Source organism: Brevibacillus humidisoli, assembly GCF_020923435.1.
Taxonomy (GTDB): Bacteria; Bacillota; Bacilli; order Brevibacillales; family Brevibacillaceae; genus Brevibacillus_E; species Brevibacillus_E humidisoli.
Genome location: NZ_CP087263.1, coordinates 2,016,950 through 2,034,445, shown reverse-complemented (window position 1 = coordinate 2,034,445; position 17,496 = coordinate 2,016,950). Strand labels below are relative to the sequence as shown.

At 50.5% G+C, this 17,496-nt stretch carries 23 protein-coding genes and 1 tRNA gene; 23 read left to right on the top strand and 1 reads right to left on the bottom strand.

Annotated features, from left to right (window positions below; translation table 11 throughout):
• Window positions 1-4 precede the first annotated feature (4 nt).
• The 9 genes from cmk to LOK74_RS10020 all read left to right on the top strand — a co-directional run bounded on the left by cmk (window position 5) and on the right by LOK74_RS10020 (window position 7,922).
• Window positions 5-676 (top strand): (d)CMP kinase, encoded by a 672-nt coding sequence (gene cmk / locus LOK74_RS10060; protein ID WP_230046500.1) that lies wholly within the window; start codon window positions 5-7, stop codon window positions 674-676.
• Window positions 673-1,266 carry a lysophospholipid acyltransferase family protein gene (locus tag LOK74_RS10055; protein ID WP_230046499.1) on the top strand — a complete coding sequence of 198 codons (594 nt, stop codon included), beginning with the start codon at window positions 673-675 and terminating at the stop codon, window positions 1,264-1,266. The genes cmk and LOK74_RS10055 overlap by 4 nt, the downstream gene beginning before the upstream one ends.
• Window positions 1,267-1,435: 169 nt before the next feature.
• Window positions 1,436-2,614: a 30S ribosomal protein S1 gene (rpsA, locus tag LOK74_RS10050; RefSeq protein ID WP_230046498.1), complete on the top strand. Its 1,179-nt coding sequence runs from the start codon at window positions 1,436-1,438 to the stop codon at window positions 2,612-2,614.
• Between the two features lie 79 nt (window positions 2,615-2,693).
• Window positions 2,694-3,776 carry a type 2 isopentenyl-diphosphate Delta-isomerase gene (fni, locus tag LOK74_RS10045; protein WP_230046497.1) on the top strand — a complete coding sequence of 361 codons (1,083 nt, stop codon included), beginning with the start codon at window positions 2,694-2,696 and terminating at the stop codon, window positions 3,774-3,776.
• Between the two features lie 60 nt (window positions 3,777-3,836).
• Complete coding sequence (locus LOK74_RS10040) at window positions 3,837-4,493, top strand: YphA family membrane protein (protein ID WP_230046496.1); 657 nt, start codon at window positions 3,837-3,839, stop codon at window positions 4,491-4,493.
• Between the two features lie 119 nt (window positions 4,494-4,612).
• On the top strand, window positions 4,613-5,926 hold the full coding sequence (gene der, locus LOK74_RS10035) for a ribosome biogenesis GTPase Der (RefSeq protein ID WP_230046495.1): 1,314 nt from the start codon (window positions 4,613-4,615) through the stop codon (window positions 5,924-5,926).
• 11 nt (window positions 5,927-5,937) lie between these two features.
• Window positions 5,938-6,549 carry a glycerol-3-phosphate 1-O-acyltransferase PlsY gene (gene plsY, locus LOK74_RS10030; protein ID WP_420908755.1) on the top strand — a complete coding sequence of 204 codons (612 nt, stop codon included), beginning with the start codon at window positions 5,938-5,940 and terminating at the stop codon, window positions 6,547-6,549.
• Window positions 6,550-6,565: 16 nt separating this feature from the next.
• Window positions 6,566-7,588, top strand: coding sequence for an NAD(P)H-dependent glycerol-3-phosphate dehydrogenase (locus LOK74_RS10025; RefSeq protein WP_230046494.1), 1,023 nt, complete (start codon window positions 6,566-6,568; stop codon window positions 7,586-7,588).
• Window positions 7,589-7,664: 76 nt separating this feature from the next.
• Window positions 7,665-7,922: a stage VI sporulation protein F gene (locus LOK74_RS10020; protein WP_230046493.1), complete on the top strand. Its 258-nt coding sequence runs from the start codon at window positions 7,665-7,667 to the stop codon at window positions 7,920-7,922.
• Between the two features lie 131 nt (window positions 7,923-8,053).
• On the opposite strand, the gene LOK74_RS10015 is transcribed toward LOK74_RS10020, so the two are convergent.
• Complete coding sequence (locus LOK74_RS10015) at window positions 8,054-8,551, bottom strand: hypothetical protein (protein ID WP_230046492.1); 498 nt, start codon at window positions 8,549-8,551, stop codon at window positions 8,054-8,056.
• Between the two features lie 15 nt (window positions 8,552-8,566).
• Between LOK74_RS10015 and LOK74_RS24235 the strand changes: the two genes are divergently transcribed.
• The 14 genes from LOK74_RS24235 to LOK74_RS09945 all read left to right on the top strand — a co-directional run bounded on the left by LOK74_RS24235 (window position 8,567) and on the right by LOK74_RS09945 (window position 17,495).
• Entirely contained in the window at window positions 8,567-8,860 is a 294-nt protein-coding gene (locus LOK74_RS24235; RefSeq protein WP_338148651.1) for a DUF2768 domain-containing protein, read from the top strand.
• A gap of 11 nt (window positions 8,861-8,871) precedes the next feature.
• On the top strand, window positions 8,872-9,168 hold the full coding sequence (locus LOK74_RS10005) for a 2Fe-2S iron-sulfur cluster-binding protein (protein WP_230046491.1): 297 nt from the start codon (window positions 8,872-8,874) through the stop codon (window positions 9,166-9,168).
• Between the two features lie 12 nt (window positions 9,169-9,180).
• Complete coding sequence (locus LOK74_RS10000) at window positions 9,181-9,528, top strand: 2Fe-2S iron-sulfur cluster-binding protein (protein ID WP_230046490.1); 348 nt, start codon at window positions 9,181-9,183, stop codon at window positions 9,526-9,528.
• A 14-nt stretch (window positions 9,529-9,542) separates the two neighbouring features.
• Window positions 9,543-10,271 carry a hypothetical protein gene (locus LOK74_RS09995; RefSeq protein ID WP_230046489.1) on the top strand — a complete coding sequence of 243 codons (729 nt, stop codon included), beginning with the start codon at window positions 9,543-9,545 and terminating at the stop codon, window positions 10,269-10,271.
• Between the two features lie 184 nt (window positions 10,272-10,455).
• On the top strand, window positions 10,456-11,934 hold the full coding sequence (spoIVA, locus tag LOK74_RS09990; protein WP_230046488.1) for a stage IV sporulation protein A: 1,479 nt from the start codon (window positions 10,456-10,458) through the stop codon (window positions 11,932-11,934).
• A gap of 253 nt (window positions 11,935-12,187) precedes the next feature.
• On the top strand, window positions 12,188-12,460 hold the full coding sequence (locus LOK74_RS09985; protein WP_230046487.1) for an HU family DNA-binding protein: 273 nt from the start codon (window positions 12,188-12,190) through the stop codon (window positions 12,458-12,460).
• Between the two features lie 229 nt (window positions 12,461-12,689).
• Window positions 12,690-13,253: a GTP cyclohydrolase I FolE gene (gene folE / locus LOK74_RS09980; RefSeq protein WP_230046486.1), complete on the top strand. Its 564-nt coding sequence runs from the start codon at window positions 12,690-12,692 to the stop codon at window positions 13,251-13,253.
• A 115-nt stretch (window positions 13,254-13,368) separates the two neighbouring features.
• A tRNA-Pro gene (locus LOK74_RS09975) sits at window positions 13,369-13,445 on the top strand.
• 149 nt (window positions 13,446-13,594) lie between these two features.
• Window positions 13,595-14,284, top strand: a complete 690-nt coding sequence (locus LOK74_RS09970; RefSeq protein WP_230046485.1) for a lytic transglycosylase domain-containing protein — start codon at window positions 13,595-13,597, stop codon at window positions 14,282-14,284.
• A gap of 179 nt (window positions 14,285-14,463) precedes the next feature.
• Window positions 14,464-14,874, top strand: coding sequence for a hypothetical protein (locus LOK74_RS09965; RefSeq protein WP_230046484.1), 411 nt, complete (start codon window positions 14,464-14,466; stop codon window positions 14,872-14,874).
• A gap of 51 nt (window positions 14,875-14,925) precedes the next feature.
• Complete coding sequence (locus LOK74_RS09960) at window positions 14,926-15,489, top strand: hypothetical protein (protein ID WP_230046483.1); 564 nt, start codon at window positions 14,926-14,928, stop codon at window positions 15,487-15,489.
• Between the two features lie 135 nt (window positions 15,490-15,624).
• Window positions 15,625-15,876, top strand: a complete 252-nt coding sequence (gene mtrB / locus LOK74_RS09955) for a trp RNA-binding attenuation protein MtrB (RefSeq protein WP_230046482.1) — start codon at window positions 15,625-15,627, stop codon at window positions 15,874-15,876.
• Between the two features lie 65 nt (window positions 15,877-15,941).
• Window positions 15,942-16,463: a hypothetical protein gene (locus LOK74_RS09950; protein WP_230046481.1), complete on the top strand. Its 522-nt coding sequence runs from the start codon at window positions 15,942-15,944 to the stop codon at window positions 16,461-16,463.
• 198 nt (window positions 16,464-16,661) lie between these two features.
• Complete coding sequence (locus LOK74_RS09945) at window positions 16,662-17,495, top strand: heptaprenyl diphosphate synthase component 1 (RefSeq protein ID WP_230046480.1); 834 nt, start codon at window positions 16,662-16,664, stop codon at window positions 17,493-17,495.
• Window position 17,496: the final 1 nt, after the last annotated feature.

Below are 17,496 nucleotides of genomic sequence, written 5' to 3'. Positions count from 1 at the left end.
GTGAATGAACATTGCAATTGACGGACCAGCAGGGGCAGGTAAGAGCACGGTGGCGCAGATGGTAGCAGAGCGCCTCGGTCATGTATACATCGATACTGGTGCTATGTATCGTGCTTTGGCTTGGGCTGTTGACCATCACGGGATACCCGTGGAGGATGAAGCGGCTGTCGCTACACTGCTTGGCGAATCAACCATTGCACTAAAGCGAACAGAGCAGGGCCAGATTGTCCTGTGGAATGATCAGGACATTACGACAGAGATCCGTACGCCGAGAGTGAGTCAATACGCATCGATTGTCGCCAGCTACCCACTGGTTCGGGAGCAGATGCTTCATCTGCAGCGAGCGATGGCGTCTGATGGCAATGTTGTAATGGACGGGCGTGATATCGGGACACATGTTCTCCCAGACGCCGACGTCAAGATTTTTTTGACTGCCTCGATTGAAGAGCGTGCTGGGCGACGAATGGCAGAGCTGCAGCAAAAAGGGATTTCAGCGGATCTGGAGTCTTTGAAGCAGGAGATCGCAGAGCGAGACAAGCGGGACAGTGAGCGAAAAGCAGCGCCGCTCAGGCAGGCGGAAGATGCTCATCTCATCGATACGACTGGACTTGGTTTGAGTCAAGTAGTTGACCGTGTGATGCAAATCTGCAAACAGACGGGTGAACAGGACTCGTGAAATACTACATACTCTTCCGAACATTTTTTCGATGGCTTTTTTCTGTGTTCTACCGATGGCAAGTTATTGGCGCCGAACATATACCTAAGAAAGGCCCGGTAATTCTTTGCGCCAATCACATTAGCAACCTCGACCCTCCACTGCTGGGTTCCGGGATTGAGCGTCAAGTGCACTTCATGGCAAAAGAAGAGCTGTTTCGCATCCCGATCCTCTCCTTTTTGATAACCCAATTCGGGGCGTTTCCGGTACGACGCGGAGCGGGTGACCGGGCAGCGATTCGCGCCACCCTGGAAGTTCTGCAGCAAGGGAAAATTTTGGGGATCTTTCCGGAGGGATCACGCAGCAAAACGGGGCAGTTGAAACCAGGGCAGCCCGGCGCCGCCATGTTTGCGCTCAGATCTGAAGCACAGGTTGTGCCGGTAGCCATCATAGGCCCATTCCGACTGTTCCGACCCGTCAAGATCGTCTACGGTCAGCCGATTGATCTGAGCCGATTCAGGCAGGGGAAGTCGAATTCCAACACACTACGGGAAGTAACGGAACTAATCATGCAGCAGATACAGCAGTTGATTGATCAGAACAAATCATAACCGTTGAAGTATCGAAAACAGGAGATGGAAGAATACTACGATTGGATATATCTCCAGTGGAAACCGTAGACCAACCGCCATAATGGCGGAGGTTTATATAATTTAACTACACTATCCCGCTTCATCATCGTTTATCGTGTGACGGATGGTATCAAGGAGGTTTTAGTCAATGGTGGAAGAAACAAGCAACAGCTCAAGCCTGACTGAGGTGAAGACAGTCTCTGTCGGCGACATTTTAAAAGCGAAAGTAACCAAGGTTGAAGATAAACATGCTTTGGTTGATGTCGGACACAAATACGACGGGATTATCCCGATCAGTGAATTGTCCAGTCTTCACGTCGAAAAAGTTTCCGATGTCGTTTCTGTTGGTGACGAATTCGAGGTTAAAGTTACCAAGCTGAACGATGACAAAGAAGAGCTGGTGGTATCCAAACGAGCTGTCGACGCAGAAAAAGCGTGGGACGACCTGGTCCAAAAAATGGAAACGGGCGAAGTGTTTGAAGCAACCGTAAAAGAAGTGGTAAAAGGTGGACTCGTCGTCGATGTTGGTCTGCGAGGGTTTATCCCGGCATCGATGGTGGAGCGCCATTTCGTCGAAGATTTCTCCGATTACAAGGGTCGCACCCTCCCGCTCAAAGTCGTCGAACTGGACCGTGAGAAGAACAAGGTGATCCTCTCTCACAAAGCCGTACTGGAAGACGAAGTGAGCAAGAAAAAAGAAGAGGTGCTGAATGATCTGGCACCGGGACAAATCCTGGAAGGCACCGTACAGCGTCTAACCGATTTTGGTGTGTTTGTTGACATCGGTGGGGTAGACGGTCTGGTACACATCTCCGAATTGGCCTGGGAACGCGTCGAAAAGCCGTCTGACGTGGTGAAGGAAGGCGATCAGGTTAAGGTGAAAGTATTAAAGGTCGACAAGGAGAACGAACGTATCAGCCTTAGCATTAAAGAGACGCAGTCTGGTCCGTGGGAGAGAGCAGGCGAGCAGTTCAAAGCGGGTGATGTCGTTACTGGTACAGTGAAGCGACTGGTCAGCTTTGGAGCATTTGTTGAGATTGCGTCTGGTGTGGAAGGGTTGGTTCACATCTCGCAAATCGCCAACCGTCACATTGCTACACCAGGCGAGGTGCTGAAGGAAGGGCAAGAAGTACAGGTGAAAATCCTGGACGTCAATGTGTCCGAGCAGCGTATCAGCCTCAGCATTCGCGCACTGGAAGAGGAGCGGACTGAACAGGCGGAGCGCGCGAGTAGAAAAGAACACCAAGCGTATCAGCAGGAAAACAACCAAGGCTTGGGTGTTACGCTTGGCGATTTGTTCGGTGACTTGCGCGACAAACTAAAATAAGCTAACTAGCGGTTTAAAAGGGTACGCAGTTGCGTATCCTTTTTTCTATCGTTTCATCAGCTAAAGGAAGGAGAATCAGATGAGCCGATCAAAACGGAAATGGGAGCATATCCAGCATGCGCTCTCTCCTGAACACGCCCCCCTTCAGGGTTTGGACGAGGCACAGTTTGTCCCTGATAGTTTACCAAATATATCTTATGTAAACACTGTGTTGTCTGCCAACCTTCAGGAATTGAAGCTAAGCTCTCCCGTTATCATCAACGCCATGACCGGCGGTTCCCCTGAAACGAAAGCGGTCAATCAAAAGCTAGCCTTGATCGCTCGTGAAAAGAAGCTGGCGATGGCGGTTGGTTCACAAATGGCCGCTTTGCGAAATGCGGAACTAGCGGACAGCTACCAGATCGTGCGAAGAGAGAATCCTGATGGAATTGTGTTCGCCAACCTTGGAGCAGAGGCTTCCGCAGAAGAGGCCATGCGTGCCGTAGAGATGCTCTGTGCCGATGGACTGCAGCTCCACCTCAATGTGATGCAGGAACTGTTGATGCCAGAAGGGAATCGCGATTTCAGCGAGTATAGAAGAAATATCGAGCGAATCGCCAACCAACTGCTGGCAAAAGCACCCCATGTCCCGTTAATGGTAAAAGAAGTTGGTTTTGGGATGAGCCGCAAAACGATGCGCCAACTGTATGAAGCTGGCGTGGCCATCATCGATGTAGGCGGAGCAGGCGGAACCAATTTTGCCCGGATAGAGAATCAACGAAGTGAACATCCGCTTGTCATGTTTGAGACATGGGGCCTTGATACCCTGCAGAGTTTGTTAGAGGCAGGGGCAAGCCAACTGGATCAGCTATCGTTTGTTGCAACTGGCGGGATCCGTCACGGCCTTGATGCAGCAAAGGCCTTGTCGCTTGGGGCATCGGCTGTCGGGATGGCAGGCTTCTTTTTGAGGCTGGTTCAGCACGTATCGATGGAGGAGTGCCTCAGCCGGGTAGATCAGCTTCATCACCAGCTTCGTGTTGCGATGACAGCTTTGGGCGCTGCCACGCTTGCTGACCTGCAAAAAGCACCGCTTACTTTCTCTGAGAGGATCACTGTCTGGGCTGATCAGCGGGGGATTGACATCAGGAAGTATGCGTTGCGGGACGTGGCTGGCCTGTTATGAAAGGTGCAGTTTAGAGGCATAATGGAGAGGAGTACGTGGTAAAAAGGACAAGGAGTTAGTATGAACGAAGGTATTATAGCGCTGATTTTGCAGTGGAGTATCCTCTGTCTGGTTTGGATGGGAGCCCTTGACCGTACCCTTCATCACGTAAAGCTGTCCCGCAGAAGTACATTGGCCGGGCTGGCGGCGTTTATGCTCTGTTCGTTTGCTGATTGGCGTCTTTATTTCTTGTCGGTTGAAATCAACCTAAGCGGGACGGTTCTCCCGCTGCTGCTGGCTGGACGGGTGTGGCGCTCTATTGGACGTGCCAACCGGGCTTATGTGTTGGCAGCCGCTGCATTATGCTTAGCTCTATTGTTCTTTGTTCGCAAGGTACTTTTCATGGACCCGGTTCTGCTGTTGATCGATGAGTGGTTGCTGGTTCCGGGATTGCTGATGCTGATCATGCTGCTCCTGACACGTCATCAGGCGGACCAACTCCTGATCATGCTGCTGGCGTTTCCTCTGTCTGACGCACTTTATACCCTTAGTTTTTTGGGGTATGCGACAGAGTTGGTGATTGGTGCTCCTGCCGCACAGGATCTGCTATGGTGCTCATTTGCCATGTGGGTATGCATCACTTCTGTATGGTTGGCCAGCCGCAGCAGACTGACTACCGTCGCTTTTTTTCAGGTGCCGTGGTTCCGCTGGCGGACCAAGCCGCCCTCGGAGCGGTGAGGAAAATGACGGCATGACCGTGTTGTCAGGCTGATCATTGTTCGTCACAAGTAGATTATGGTATGATAGATCAGGCGTTTTTTCAGCTGATAAAAATACAGAAATGAGTGTTGAGAATCATGGGACTGCCAGTAGTAGCGATTGTCGGCAGGCCAAATGTCGGTAAATCCACGATCTTTAACCGACTGGTTGGCGAGCGAATCGCCATCGTGGAAGACAAGCCTGGAATTACGCGGGATCGCCTGTACGGCAAGGGAGAGTGGCTTAACCAATATTTTCACGTGATCGATACGGGCGGTATTGAAGTCGGAGACAGCGACGAGATCTTGACTCAAATTCGCCATCAGGCTGAATTGGCGATTGACGAAGCGGACGTGATCATACTGGTCGTCGATAGTCGATCCGGTGTCACGGATTCAGATCTGGAAGTAGCCCGCCTGTTGAAAAGGACCAAGAAACCGATCGTATTGGCCGTCAATAAAGTGGATAATCCCGAGATGAGGGCGGAAATCTACGACTTCTACCAATTAGGGGTTGGCGACCCGTTTCCGGTCTCCGGCAGTCACGGCTTGGGATTTGGCGATTTGCTTGATGATGTCGTCTCCCATTTTCCGCAGCAAGCAGATGAGGATAATGCCGAGGATATCATCCGTGTCTCTCTGATCGGACGACCAAACGTGGGCAAATCCTCTCTGACCAATGCGATACTGGGTGAGGAGCGGGTGATCGTCAGCGATGTGGCCGGAACGACGCGGGACGCGATCGATACTCCCTTTGAACTGGACGGACAGCGCTATGTACTGGTCGATACCGCCGGAATGCGCAAACGGGGCAAGGTATACGAGACGACGGAAAAATACAGCGTGATGCGCGCCCTCAAAGCGATCGAGGACTCAGATGTCGTGTTGGTCCTGATCAATGGAGAAGAAGGGATTATCGAACAAGACAAGAAGATTGCCGGATACGCCCATGAGGCGGGCAAAGGGGTCATCATTGTGGTCAACAAGTGGGACGCGGTAGAAAAAGACGACAAAACGATGCATCGCTTCAGCCAATTAATTCGTGAGGAGTTTAAGTTCCTCGACTACGCACCGATCCTCTACGTATCAGCCAAAACCAAGCAGCGTGTCCAAACCATCCTGCCAAAGGTGAATGAAGTGGCGGAAGCTCATGCTATGCGCATTGCGACCTCAACGTTAAACGACTTGGTTACCGATGCGACCATCAGGACACCACCGCCGTCTGACAAGGGTAAGCGGCTCAAGATCAACTACTGCACGCAGGTCGCCGTCAAGCCGCCGACGTTTGTGCTCTTTGTCAACGACCCGGAATTAATGCACTTTTCATATGAACGGTACATCGAAAACAAGATTCGTGAGGCATTTGTTTTTGAGGGGACGCCGATCCGCATCCTGACGCGTAAAAAGACATAGGGAGAGGGTATATGATGAACTGGCTTGCCAGTCTTGTGATCAGCTACCTGTTAGGGTCGATCAGCTTTAGTTACCTGTTGGGGAAAAAATTAGCCGGGATTGATATCCGGACGCAGGGAAGCGGCAATGCGGGCGCTACCAACACACTGCGCGTGCTGGGCACCGGTCCTGCCATTGTTGTTTTGATCCTGGACGCCGTAAAGGGACTAGCCGCGATGGGAGCAGCTCATTGGCTCACAGACGGCAACCCTGTCGTGTACGCATTCGCTGGAATTTTCGCGATCATCGGACACAATTGGCCGCTGTTTTTTGGTTTTCGGGGAGGTAAGGGTATTGCTACCGCCCTCGGCGTCTCAATCGGGCTCTCTCCAACGTCATTTCTCCTTTCTGCTCTGATCACGGTCGTCGTCATTTATGTTACCCGTTACGTATCAGTTGGTTCTTTGGTCTATGTTACCATATTTCCCTTATTCCTCTATCTATTCGGCAGTGAATTAGCCTACGTCTGGGTAAGCCTGCTGGTCACCTTTTTTGCATACATCAGACACTACTCCAATATCGTCAATCTGCTCGAGGGAAAAGAGCGTAAACTGGGAGAGCGGTCTAGTCGAAAACTAAACTGAACGGAGGAGACGCGTTTTGACCAAAAAGATAGCCGTCATCGGTGCAGGCAGTTGGGGAACCGCGCTGGCTTCGGTATGTGCCGACAACCGGCACGAGGTCACGCTCTGGGTGCGGGACCCCCGTATGGCGGATGAGATCAATACGCACCAGACGAACCAAAAATACTTGCCTGATGTGACGCTGGCTCCTTCGCTCAAAGCGGAAACCGATCTCGAGACCGCCGTGAAGAGCGCGGATGTACTGCTGCTCGCTCTTCCTTCTCATGCGATGCGCCAGATTGTCCGACAGCTTGCCCCTTTTTTACGAACAGATGTACTGATTGTACATGCGACAAAGGGGTTGGAACTGGATAGCTTGAAGCGAATGTCGGATGTCATTCGTGAAGAAGTGCCGAGAGAGATCGGTGACAGACTGGTGGTGCTGACAGGCCCTAGTCATGCAGAGGAAGTGATTAGGCGTTCTCCGACCACCGTGGTCGTCGCATCGGAAAGTCAGGCAAGCGGCCGACAGGCACAGGAATTGCTGATGAATACATATTTTCGCGTATACACAAATCCCGATATGGTGGGGGCAGAGATTGCCGGAGCATTAAAAAACATCATTGCGCTTGGCGCCGGGATGTCGGACGGCCTCGGGTTTGGTGATAATGCCAAAGCAGCGCTGCTCACCCGTGGTCTGACGGAGATTAGCCGACTTGGTGTAAAGCTGGGCGCCAATCCACTTACTTTTTCCGGTCTTGCCGGAGTGGGCGACCTGGTCGTGACCTGTACAAGCCGTCACAGCCGCAACTGGCGCGCTGGTTATCTGCTCGGGGAAGGCCAAAAGCTGGACGATGTCTTGGAGCGGATGGGAATGGTTGTCGAGGGAGTCCGAACGACCAAGGCAGCTATGGCCCTCTCCAGGCGTGAGCAAGTACGGATGCCGATCACCCAGGTCCTGTACCATATTTTGTTCGATCAGAAATCTCCGCGCCAGGGTGTAGAAGAATTGATGGCTCGAGATGCGACGATGGAGATGGAAGATCTCTATCAGGGGTAAGAGCGCGAGTACATCTGCACACACTTTCCTCTTTCCACATAGGATAAGGAGAACTCTAGGCGAAGGAGGAGTTAGTGTGGAGAATAACGTGTCGCGTCGGTTGCTGGATAAACTGCAGGGGAAGGTAGATGAGGGGCAGATTCGCAGTATTGCCAGCGGACTTACCATGCAGGACTTTTCTGATGAGGACAAACTACGGAAGCTGATCAAGATGATTGCAGGCTTGAGCGGTACCGCCATCTCCCAAGAGAAGGAGGACCGAATTGTCGGTTTAATTCGCGAGAAACAAATCAATCCAAACGACTTGCAGTCACTTGCCAAACTACTGAAATAAAGGCGACACAATTGGGCGGTTATGCCTGTTCCTTCATGCATCAAATCACATACAGTATGACTAGGAACAATCATGGCTCTACAGGGACATGGCTGGCCTACAGTAAGCAAGACGAAAAAAGAGGGGGCACTTTACCCCTCTTTTTTTCGTTTGGTTGGGCCTCCGGATTGTTGGCTGAGCAGATTTTGTACGAGCGGAGATTGCAGAATGGCCAACAGCTGATTCACATCAAGATTTCCCAAGCCGTTGCCGGACTGTGATCCTGTTGAGGAACTCGTTGACTCACCGAGCGGGTGCTTTTCCTCATCTGATTGGGGCGTTGATCGGTTCGCCGCAGTTTGAGCGGGAGGAGAAGGACGCGTCCCAGACTTCCCGAGTGAATCCAGCATCTCCATCGCTCCGTAGATCGTATCCATGGTCTCTTCCACTTGACGGATCGTGCTGCTAATCCCCTTGATGTTGGAGCGCATGCGTGATACGGACGTCCGTAGATCAGCCGGTACCAACGCCGGTTTCTTCGGTCTAACGGCCAGTGAACCGGCAAGCGACGGGCTTACGGGGTCGGCCTCACTGCGTTCATTCTGTTTGTGAATCGGTAGGTAAGGGTTTCGCCATTTTCGCCTGTTCATGTAACCATCCCTCCAATGACCAGTCATCATCGGAATAGTTTATGCGAGTGTCCGATACTAGGTTCGTGTCCCGGTGTATGCTATAATAAATGCAAAAAGAGAAAAGGATGCTCGTTTGGTATGGCTATTGATCCGATGACAAAAATGAATATTTCGATGGTGGCAATTGCTTTAATGTTTCTTTGCAACTTCCTGATGATCTTTACACGAAAGCTTACCAATAGATTGGCCGTATTTCTGATGAAAACGACTGCTTTTCTTATGCTGATAGCGGTTTTTTTTATGATCGTGATTGTCATATTTGCTTAGGAGGCTGAATCGTGGAAACACTTACTCTGGTTACCCGTAGCGGGACGCAGCAGCTGCCACCGGTAATCGATCAAACGATTGTGAAACTTGCCAAACAATACAAGATATCGTGGGGGTACGCCTGTGAGAGAGGCATCTGTGCCCAGTGTCGAACGAAAGTGGTAGAGGGAGCGGAATTCCTCAACGATGTGACCCAAGAAGAGAAGCTCAGATTGAAGAAAACGGAACGGTCGGCGGGGTTTCGATTGGGCTGTCAGATCCAGATCAAACGGCCGGGCAAGATTACACTCGCCCATGTGCCGTATTGAGAGGGACAACAGATGGCAAAAGTAACGTTTCTTCCATCAGGTAAAATAGTCAAGGGTCGCAGCGGCCAATCGTTGATCAGCTTGGCACGCTCGGCCCGCGTTGTGATTCCGCAGCGATGTGGCGGACACGCATCCTGCCACATGTGTAAAGTGAGCATTGACCAAGGCACCGTTTCTCCGCCTACCATACTGGAACGGCGCAAGATGAGAGAAGCCGACCTGAACGCCGGCATCCGCCTAGCCTGCCAAACCAGGTTGACGGACACAGACTGTACCGTTCGCCTGCACGAGAACAAACTGAAATCAGTGGTTGCTGCTGCGCTTGAGCGCGAGAAACAGCAGCAATCTGAGGATCTGTAGAAAGGATGGACCCGATGACGACGGCTGCAATCAATCGATACTTGCCCGCTGCCGTTTGGCTGCTGCTCCTCTCTTTTTTGCTTGGCGGCTGCCTCTATCCAGAGGAGCGTCGCGCCGAGAATCAGGTGCCTAGCACCGTTTATCTGGAGATGACACAAAAGGCGATCGAGCAGTATCAGGCAGATCAAGGGGTATTGCCGATTGTTACCAAAGAGTTCGATACCCCGATCTTTGAGAAGTATGAGATCGACTTTAAAAAACTGATCCCGAAGTACCTGCCGGATTATCCCGGCAATTCGTTTGAGAAAGGCGGCATGTACAAGTACGTATTGATTGACGTGGAGACCAAACCGACTGTGCGGTTAATCCATCTCGGTATTGTCAGTCAAGTGGCCGATGTGCAGCTTGCCGTGAACCGGTTTTACGGAAACCACGAAGAGTGGCCGATTGGACAGGAAGTAGCGAGCGGTTATCACATCGTTGACTTTAACAAATTAAACCGTGATGAGCAGCAGGTGGAAAGTTTGGTTACGAATCAATTGCTGCCGTTCGTAATCAGTAATCAGGGAGTCGTCGGCATTGATTACGGGGCTGATATTGCAGCCGTGATCCGCAGTACGAACGCTACGGTGCCGGAGAATACCGACCCCCGTCACATCCTGGCCAGAGAGTCGTTATTTGTGCCGATCAAATCATTTGCTTACACGATGAAAAATGACCAACCGGTTCTATACAAGCAGTAGTCCCCATGAAAAGCGGTCTCTTCCTAAAGAGATCGCTTTTTTTGTTCTAGGAATCGAATTTACACATATATTGGTACTGTCCAGACTCTAGTACAAGACTCGCTCCGCAACACTGGTCTGCGAGGGATAAATCGGAAAAACAGTCATAGAGTAGAAATAGACAAACACAAGGAGGTCATTTAAGGTGGAACGTAACGATATTTTTAAAGACATTGCGGAACGTACCGGCGGTGACATTTATCTCGGCGTAGTCGGGCCGGTCCGTACCGGAAAATCGACCTTTATCAAGCGCTTTATGGAGCAGGTTGTTATTCCGAACATTCCCTCTGAAGCGGATCGGATTCGGGCGATTGACGAACTGCCACAAAGTGCATCCGGTCGGACGATTATGACCACGGAACCCAAGTTCGTTCCGAATCAGGCCGTCTCTGTCAACGTTACGGAAGGACTGAGTGTCAATGTCCGGCTGGTCGATTGTGTAGGCTATACCGTGGTCGGGGCAAAAGGTTTTGAAGATGAGAATGGCCCCCGCATGGTAAATACCCCGTGGTACGAAGAGCCTGTACCTTTTGAAGAAGCCGCTGAGGTAGGCACCCGCAAGGTCATTCAGGAACACTCTACGATCGGCGTTGTGGTAACCACGGATGGTTCCATCGCGGAAATACCTCGTCACGGATATATCGACGCTGAGGAACGGGTAATCAACGAACTGCGTGAAGTAGGCAAACCATTTGTAATTCTCGTCAACTCTACCCGGCCGCGTTCGGAAGAGACCCAGCAATTGCGGCAGGAACTCCAGGAAAAGCACGATGTGCCAGTCGTCGCCCTCTCCGTCGATCAAATGACGGAGCAGGAAGTTCTGCTGATCATGCGCGAGGTATTGTTTGAGTTCCCGGTTCACGAAGTGAATGTGAACCTGCCCAGTTGGGTGATGGTGCTGGAGAATGGTCACTGGCTGCGTCAGAATTATGAAGATGCGGTTCGGGAAACAGTAAAGGATATCCGCCGGCTGCGTGATGTTGATCGCGTGGTGGGATTCTTCAGTGAATATGATTTCGTCGATCGTGCCATCTTGTCTGGGATGCAGATGGGGCAGGGGGTGGCAGAGATCGACCTGTATGCACCAGATGAGCTGTACGACCAGATCCTGATGGAAATCGTGGGCGTCGAGATTAAAGGAAAAGACCAATTGTTAAAAATCATGCAGGAATTCTCCCATGCCAAGCGCGAGTATGATCAAGTGGCAGAAGCACTCCACATGGTGAGGTCCACCGGTTATGGCATCGCGGCACCATCTCTGCATGAAATGTCCCTGGATGAACCGGAGATGATACGTCAGGGGTCACGATTTGGGGTTCGCTTGAAAGCAACCGCGCCTTCGATACACATGATCCGGGTCGATGTAGAATCAGAGTTCGCTCCGATCATCGGAACGGAGAAACAGAGTGAAGAACTGGTACGTTACCTGATGCAAGATTTCGACAAAGATCCGCTCTCGATCTGGAATTCTGATATCTTTGGCCGCTCGCTGCATTCAATTGTACGGGAAGGTATTCAGGCCAAGATTACGATGATGCCTGACAACGCACGCTATAAGCTGCAGGAGACGTTAGGCAGGATCATCAACGAAGGATCAGGCGGCTTGATCGCGATTATTCTATAACAGAGAGGCTATCAACAGCATTCTCATACAAAGCAAAAGGCTTCTAGCGATGCTAGAAGCCTTTTTTTCGTCATTTCCCTAGATTTCGACAGGAAAGGGCTTGAATTTATGCAAATGGTGTATTACTATTAGCTTGTCAGAGCGGTAAAAACAGCCAATAAGCGTATAAAATCTATCGTTTCTGTAAAGACAGTGTAATAACCATAAACGGAAACAGTTGTCGACAACTCCTTGAGGGGAGGTGAAGAAAGACATGAACAAGACTGAACTGATCGCGAAAGTGGCAGAAACCACCGAACTCACCAAGAAGGATGCAACGAAAGCAGTTGACGCAGTTCTTGACGCAATTGCTGACGCTCTGAAAGCAGGTGACAAAGTCCAACTGATCGGCTTCGGTAACTTCGAAGTCCGTGAGCGTGCAGCTCGCAAAGGGCGCAACCCGCAAACCGGCGAAGAGATCGAAATCGCATCTAGCAAAGTTCCTGCTTTTAAGCCAGGGAAAGCACTCCGTGACGTTATTCGTTAATCGGTAGCAAAATGGTCTATACATAGGACCGTGCAAGTAAGGAAAAAGAAAGCACCTGAGCAAGACATCAGGTGCTTTTTCTTCGTCCGCATCGGATCAATGAATACAGCATATCCAATCGAAGCAGCACGTTAGCATTGGCGATAAAGCACACCACTCTTTTGCGTTTTTTTTGCATTATGTGGTAAGATGGGCTTGTTGTTTGTTGTAGGGGTCAGGAGGTAGAAAGATGAGTGTCGATTTGGAAAAGATCCAACAAGCAGTACGCATGATTCTGGAAGCGGTAGGGGAAAACCCGGATCGAGAAGGACTGTTGGACACCCCTAAGCGGGTAGCCAAAATGTACGCTGAAGTGTTTGAAGGAATGCGGATTGACGAGGAAGAATACTTCAGCACGATTTTCAGCGAAGAACACGAGGAAATGGTTCTGGTGAAGGACATCCCGTTTTTCTCCATGTGCGAACATCATTTGGTACCGTTTTTCGGCAAAGCGCACGTGGCATACATTCCTCAGGGAGGACGCGTGGTCGGACTGAGCAAGTTGGCACGGGCTGTAGAAGCGGTCGCCCGCAGACCACAACTGCAGGAGCGGATCACGGCTACGGTTGCGGATGCGATCATGAAAAAACTGGAGCCACATGGTGTTGTTGTCGTTATCGAAGCGGAACACATGTGCATGGCGATGCGTGGCGTGAAAAAGCCGGGAGCGGTTACCGTTACGTCTGCCGTACGAGGTATCTTTGCCAACGACAGCGCAGCGAGGGCAGAAGTGTTCAGCTTAATCAAGGATTGATCGCTAACAAGATTGATGTTTACTGGAGTTGCGGCAGTTTATAAAAATGTTTAGTAATGGTAAAGTTTTATCTTGACTTTTCTTTGGTCATTGTGTATACTTTCATGTGTGTAGTCGGGATGTGGCGCAGCCCGGTAGCGCGCACCCTTGGGGTGGGTGAGGTCCAGGGTTCAAATCCCTGCATTCCGACCATCTACCATTACATAAAAAAACTCCTCATTGATATGAGGAGTTTTTTTGACTTTGTCGCTTTGTCCATCTTGGTGCAGCAGCTCGGGACATTTATAATAACGGTATAACAGAAAAGCTCTTTCTCTACTTTCTCAGAGGCTGGTGTACGAATGAACATCGATTTGCGCTACTACTTGTGGAAGCAGATAACGGGACAGTCGGCTGCATCGGGTACTCAACCCGGTGAAATGTCGACTAGTTCATCGCTGAGAGATTTCTCTCAGTTTCTCGCTGAGGAACTGGATAGTGGTGTCCCTGGCAAGCGGGTTATCGCTGCCGAACAGATCCTGGCTGAGCTAGATGGCAGACCAGCTCGCAGCGACATTGACCGATTGACTGGCGCTTTCCATCCCTCACATATCGACTCCTGGTCGCCTCGACTGGTAGCTGCCGGAAGGTCACAGATTGAACAACTGATTCGCCAGGCCGCCCAGCGCTTTGGCGTTGCGATGGAGCTGGTGCGTGAGGTGGTCTGGGCCGAGTCCAACTTCCAACCGTCTGCCACATCACGAGCAGGAGCAAAGGGCTTGATGCAGTTGATGGACCGCACAGCGCAGATGCTGGGCGTGCGAAACCCGTACGATCCCGCAGAGAATATAGCGGCAGGCACACGTTATTTGAAGCAGCTGCTCGACAGATACAACGGTCATGTCAAGGTTGCCCTCGCGGCATATAATGCCGGTCCGGGTCGTATTGATCGCTTGGGGATCAGGACGGATGCCGACTTGGAAGAGAAGGCGTACCTGCTGCCTCGCGAAACACAGCGGTATGTGGCCAAGATTAGTAAACGGCTGCAATAGCTGTAACACTTTTACATGTTTTAGGAAAAGTACATCACAGGTTATGAAAAGAAAATCCTTGGTTGAAACAACTAAGGATTTTCAATTTTTTCACTGCATGGATATTTTTGGTTGAAGGTTATTGTCATTTCCTATACCATTATTTGTGCATGAGAACGTGAATGGAGGGGAGATTTCCTATGCATCAGAAATTGTGGACCAAATTAAGGATGTCATTACTTGCATCGACGATTGTCTTTTCGGCAAGCCTGCCAGCTGCGGCGTGGGACGGAGTGTCTGCCTACGCCACGATCAGTTTTTCGGAGGGTAGTGACTATTATATCGCAAACGGTACTGGAAAAGTATACGGGTCTGGAAGCAATACGGGAGACCAGTTGCTTGTCAATGTTACTCACTTCACAAGTGATGCTTATTTTGTAGGGTCTAACGAAGAAAGTGGAACAAGTAGTCCTGTCACACAAACCTTAAAGAGTGATCGGGAGGGAGATAGAATAACTTGGGCCCTTACTGTGCGAGGAATGGTTTGGGAAGGAGGAAGATACGAGTACTCCGATAAGGACAGTGATGAAAAAACTCACCCAGGTATATAACAGGCATATTTTTTGGCGAGATTCGATTAATGATAAATGGAGGGATGACTGATGAAAGTTCATAGGTATCTCATAATAGGTGTTCTGGTTGCTGCCTTGACCATCACAGGAATCGCGGTATCTTCCACAGAAGCTGATACGGATCACTTCACACCCAAGACGGCTGAAGAGAAAGCATGGATGGATTACGTTTACAAGGAAATCAACAAAAAGTTGTTTGAAGCGTATGACGATGGGATGGCGGTATTTGGGATTGACAAGGAGAAGTACCAATACTATGACTTGCACGCTGATTCAGAGGAGATAAAAGAACTCTCGGAAGACTCGGCTCAACAACTTTTCAGCACGGTTTATTCCAAAGTATTGGGAAAAGACAAAGACATCAAACAAGGAGACATCAAGCCAGGCTTGTTCATCAACAAAGAAGATCTGAAAGAGGCGTTCGTCCTTTTCAAGGCAACCGAAGACGGCAAAAACTACATCTACTGGTTCCAACGAGACGAATCGGAGAATACCTGGTCCCTCTCCAAAAAGAACGTAAAAGCTGGCAAAAAGCTGAAGCCATTGAAAATGAAAAAGCTGGAGGAATTTAAAGCTTCCCAGCAAGCCGACTAAAAAGAGTAACCCCGATAGGCACATCCATCGCCGTGTATAGCGTATCGCCCCCCCTCGTGGCAGAAACCGTTTGACATCAGCAGGCAAACTAAGCGATAGTAATAGATAGGAATCAAGCCAAGAGGGGGAGCTACGTTGGATCAGCGAAAAGATGCGTCTCCAAACGTTTATAACCATCAGGACTTTTTTGTCATCAAGGCAAAGGAAAACGGTGTCCACGTGATTGGATTGACCCGCGGAACGGATACCCGCTTTCACCATACGGAAAAGCTGGACAAGGGTGAAGTGATGCTGGCCCAGTTTACCGAGCACACCTCAGCGATTAAGGTGCGCGGAAAAGCGGAGATTCTGACCCGGCACGGCATTGTCGACACAACAGAAGAGTAGTTCCGCAGAAGCAGGCATAGCCTGCTTTTTTTATTTGTAAAATGGTGAGGAGAGGAGGATTGTCTATGCCCCGCAACATGTTAGCGGCGATTGCTGTATCGACTTGCCTTGCCTTCATTATTTCACTAGTCCCCACGGTGCCCCGGAGCGGCAGCGGCGGCGAGATCGCGGCTTATCGCCCGTATACGCCGCTGTTCTTGAGCGAGCAAAATCTGGTTGATTTATTTACAATGCTACCAACTCATTATAAGATAAAGCATGTAAAGTGGCAGAACGATTCCTTGTATGTGGATATTGCTGTCACGCCGTCCGAACGACTGGAAGAACACCTGCTCTACGGCGACGTTTACTCACTCCTCTATCGTTCCTTCCAACTCACCCGCAATGTGGACCACCTGTTCTTCCGCCTGCTGGAAACGGAGGGGGAGCGTTCGGTGAAGCTGTTGGTGGCGATACAACTGGATCGTCCCCCAGGTGTTTTTCACTTTCCGCCCCCTGAGCAGATGGAGAATCCTCAGCAACTCATCAACGGCGTGGCCTCTCTGATCCGATTGGAGACAGGATATGAAGAGAGGCTTAGCCGATAATCAGAAAATATGTTATACTTGGGGATGGTGACTTTGAGGTGACGAATTCGCTCTCATAAGGAAGCTTTGCTGCCCAATCAGTCAAAAGAACCTTTTCGCTTTGGGATGAAGACCTATCGGCCCAAGCTTCCTTATACAACAGGGAGTACTTCTGAAGAAAAGTCTTGGAAATGAGGCTTTTCCCATTGGAGGAAGCATATGTACAAAGACACAACCGTTTTTACGAACGACATCAGGGAAATCGCGGATCGTGTTCATCGACTGATCGGTAACACGTATATCGTGCGGTATGTCGACTTGCCGCCGATTGCAGAAAACCGCCTGGCTCTCCTGTACTTTTTCTTGTGCGAAAACGGGATTGCCAGATCGCGGGCGCAAACGCTTTGTGTCACCACTGCGCTTATCCAACTTGGTTTGGACATCCATGAGTTGGTAAGGCTGCAGTACGACGACACGCTGCCTGAAGAGCGCAACCGCCAGCTGTCTGTCCTGGCCGGAGATTACTGCAGCGGCTACTACTACCATCTGCTCGCCGAAGCTGGCGAGTTGGAAGCGATCCGGATACTGGCACATGCAGTTGAAGTGATCAACGAAGCAAAAATGGAGCTGTACATAGGGGAACAGCAGAACAAGTTGCCCTGGAAGTCGTATCAAGCGCTTCGCAAAACGATTGATACTGCCCTGTACGTGGGATTTGTGGAGCATTATGCACAGACAGCGGAAACACGAACCTTCTGGCAGACACTGATCGAAAAAACATCTGCTGTCGAACAGGTGATCGAAGAGTGGGAACAACTGCAGTGGGAACAGCGGGTACCATTTGGCTTTTCCCGGTATTTGCTGCAAAAGCCCGGATCGACGATCGCTCATGTGATTGACGCGATCGAACAGAAAGTGATGGAGTTGATCGGGGTGTGTGAAAAGTTGGTCGGCAACCTGTATCCGTCGGAACAGCAAAATGTGCTGACATGGTTGACCTCCCGCTACACCCATCGCGTGGACCGCTTGAAGCGGGTAGTGGAGGAGTTGTAGC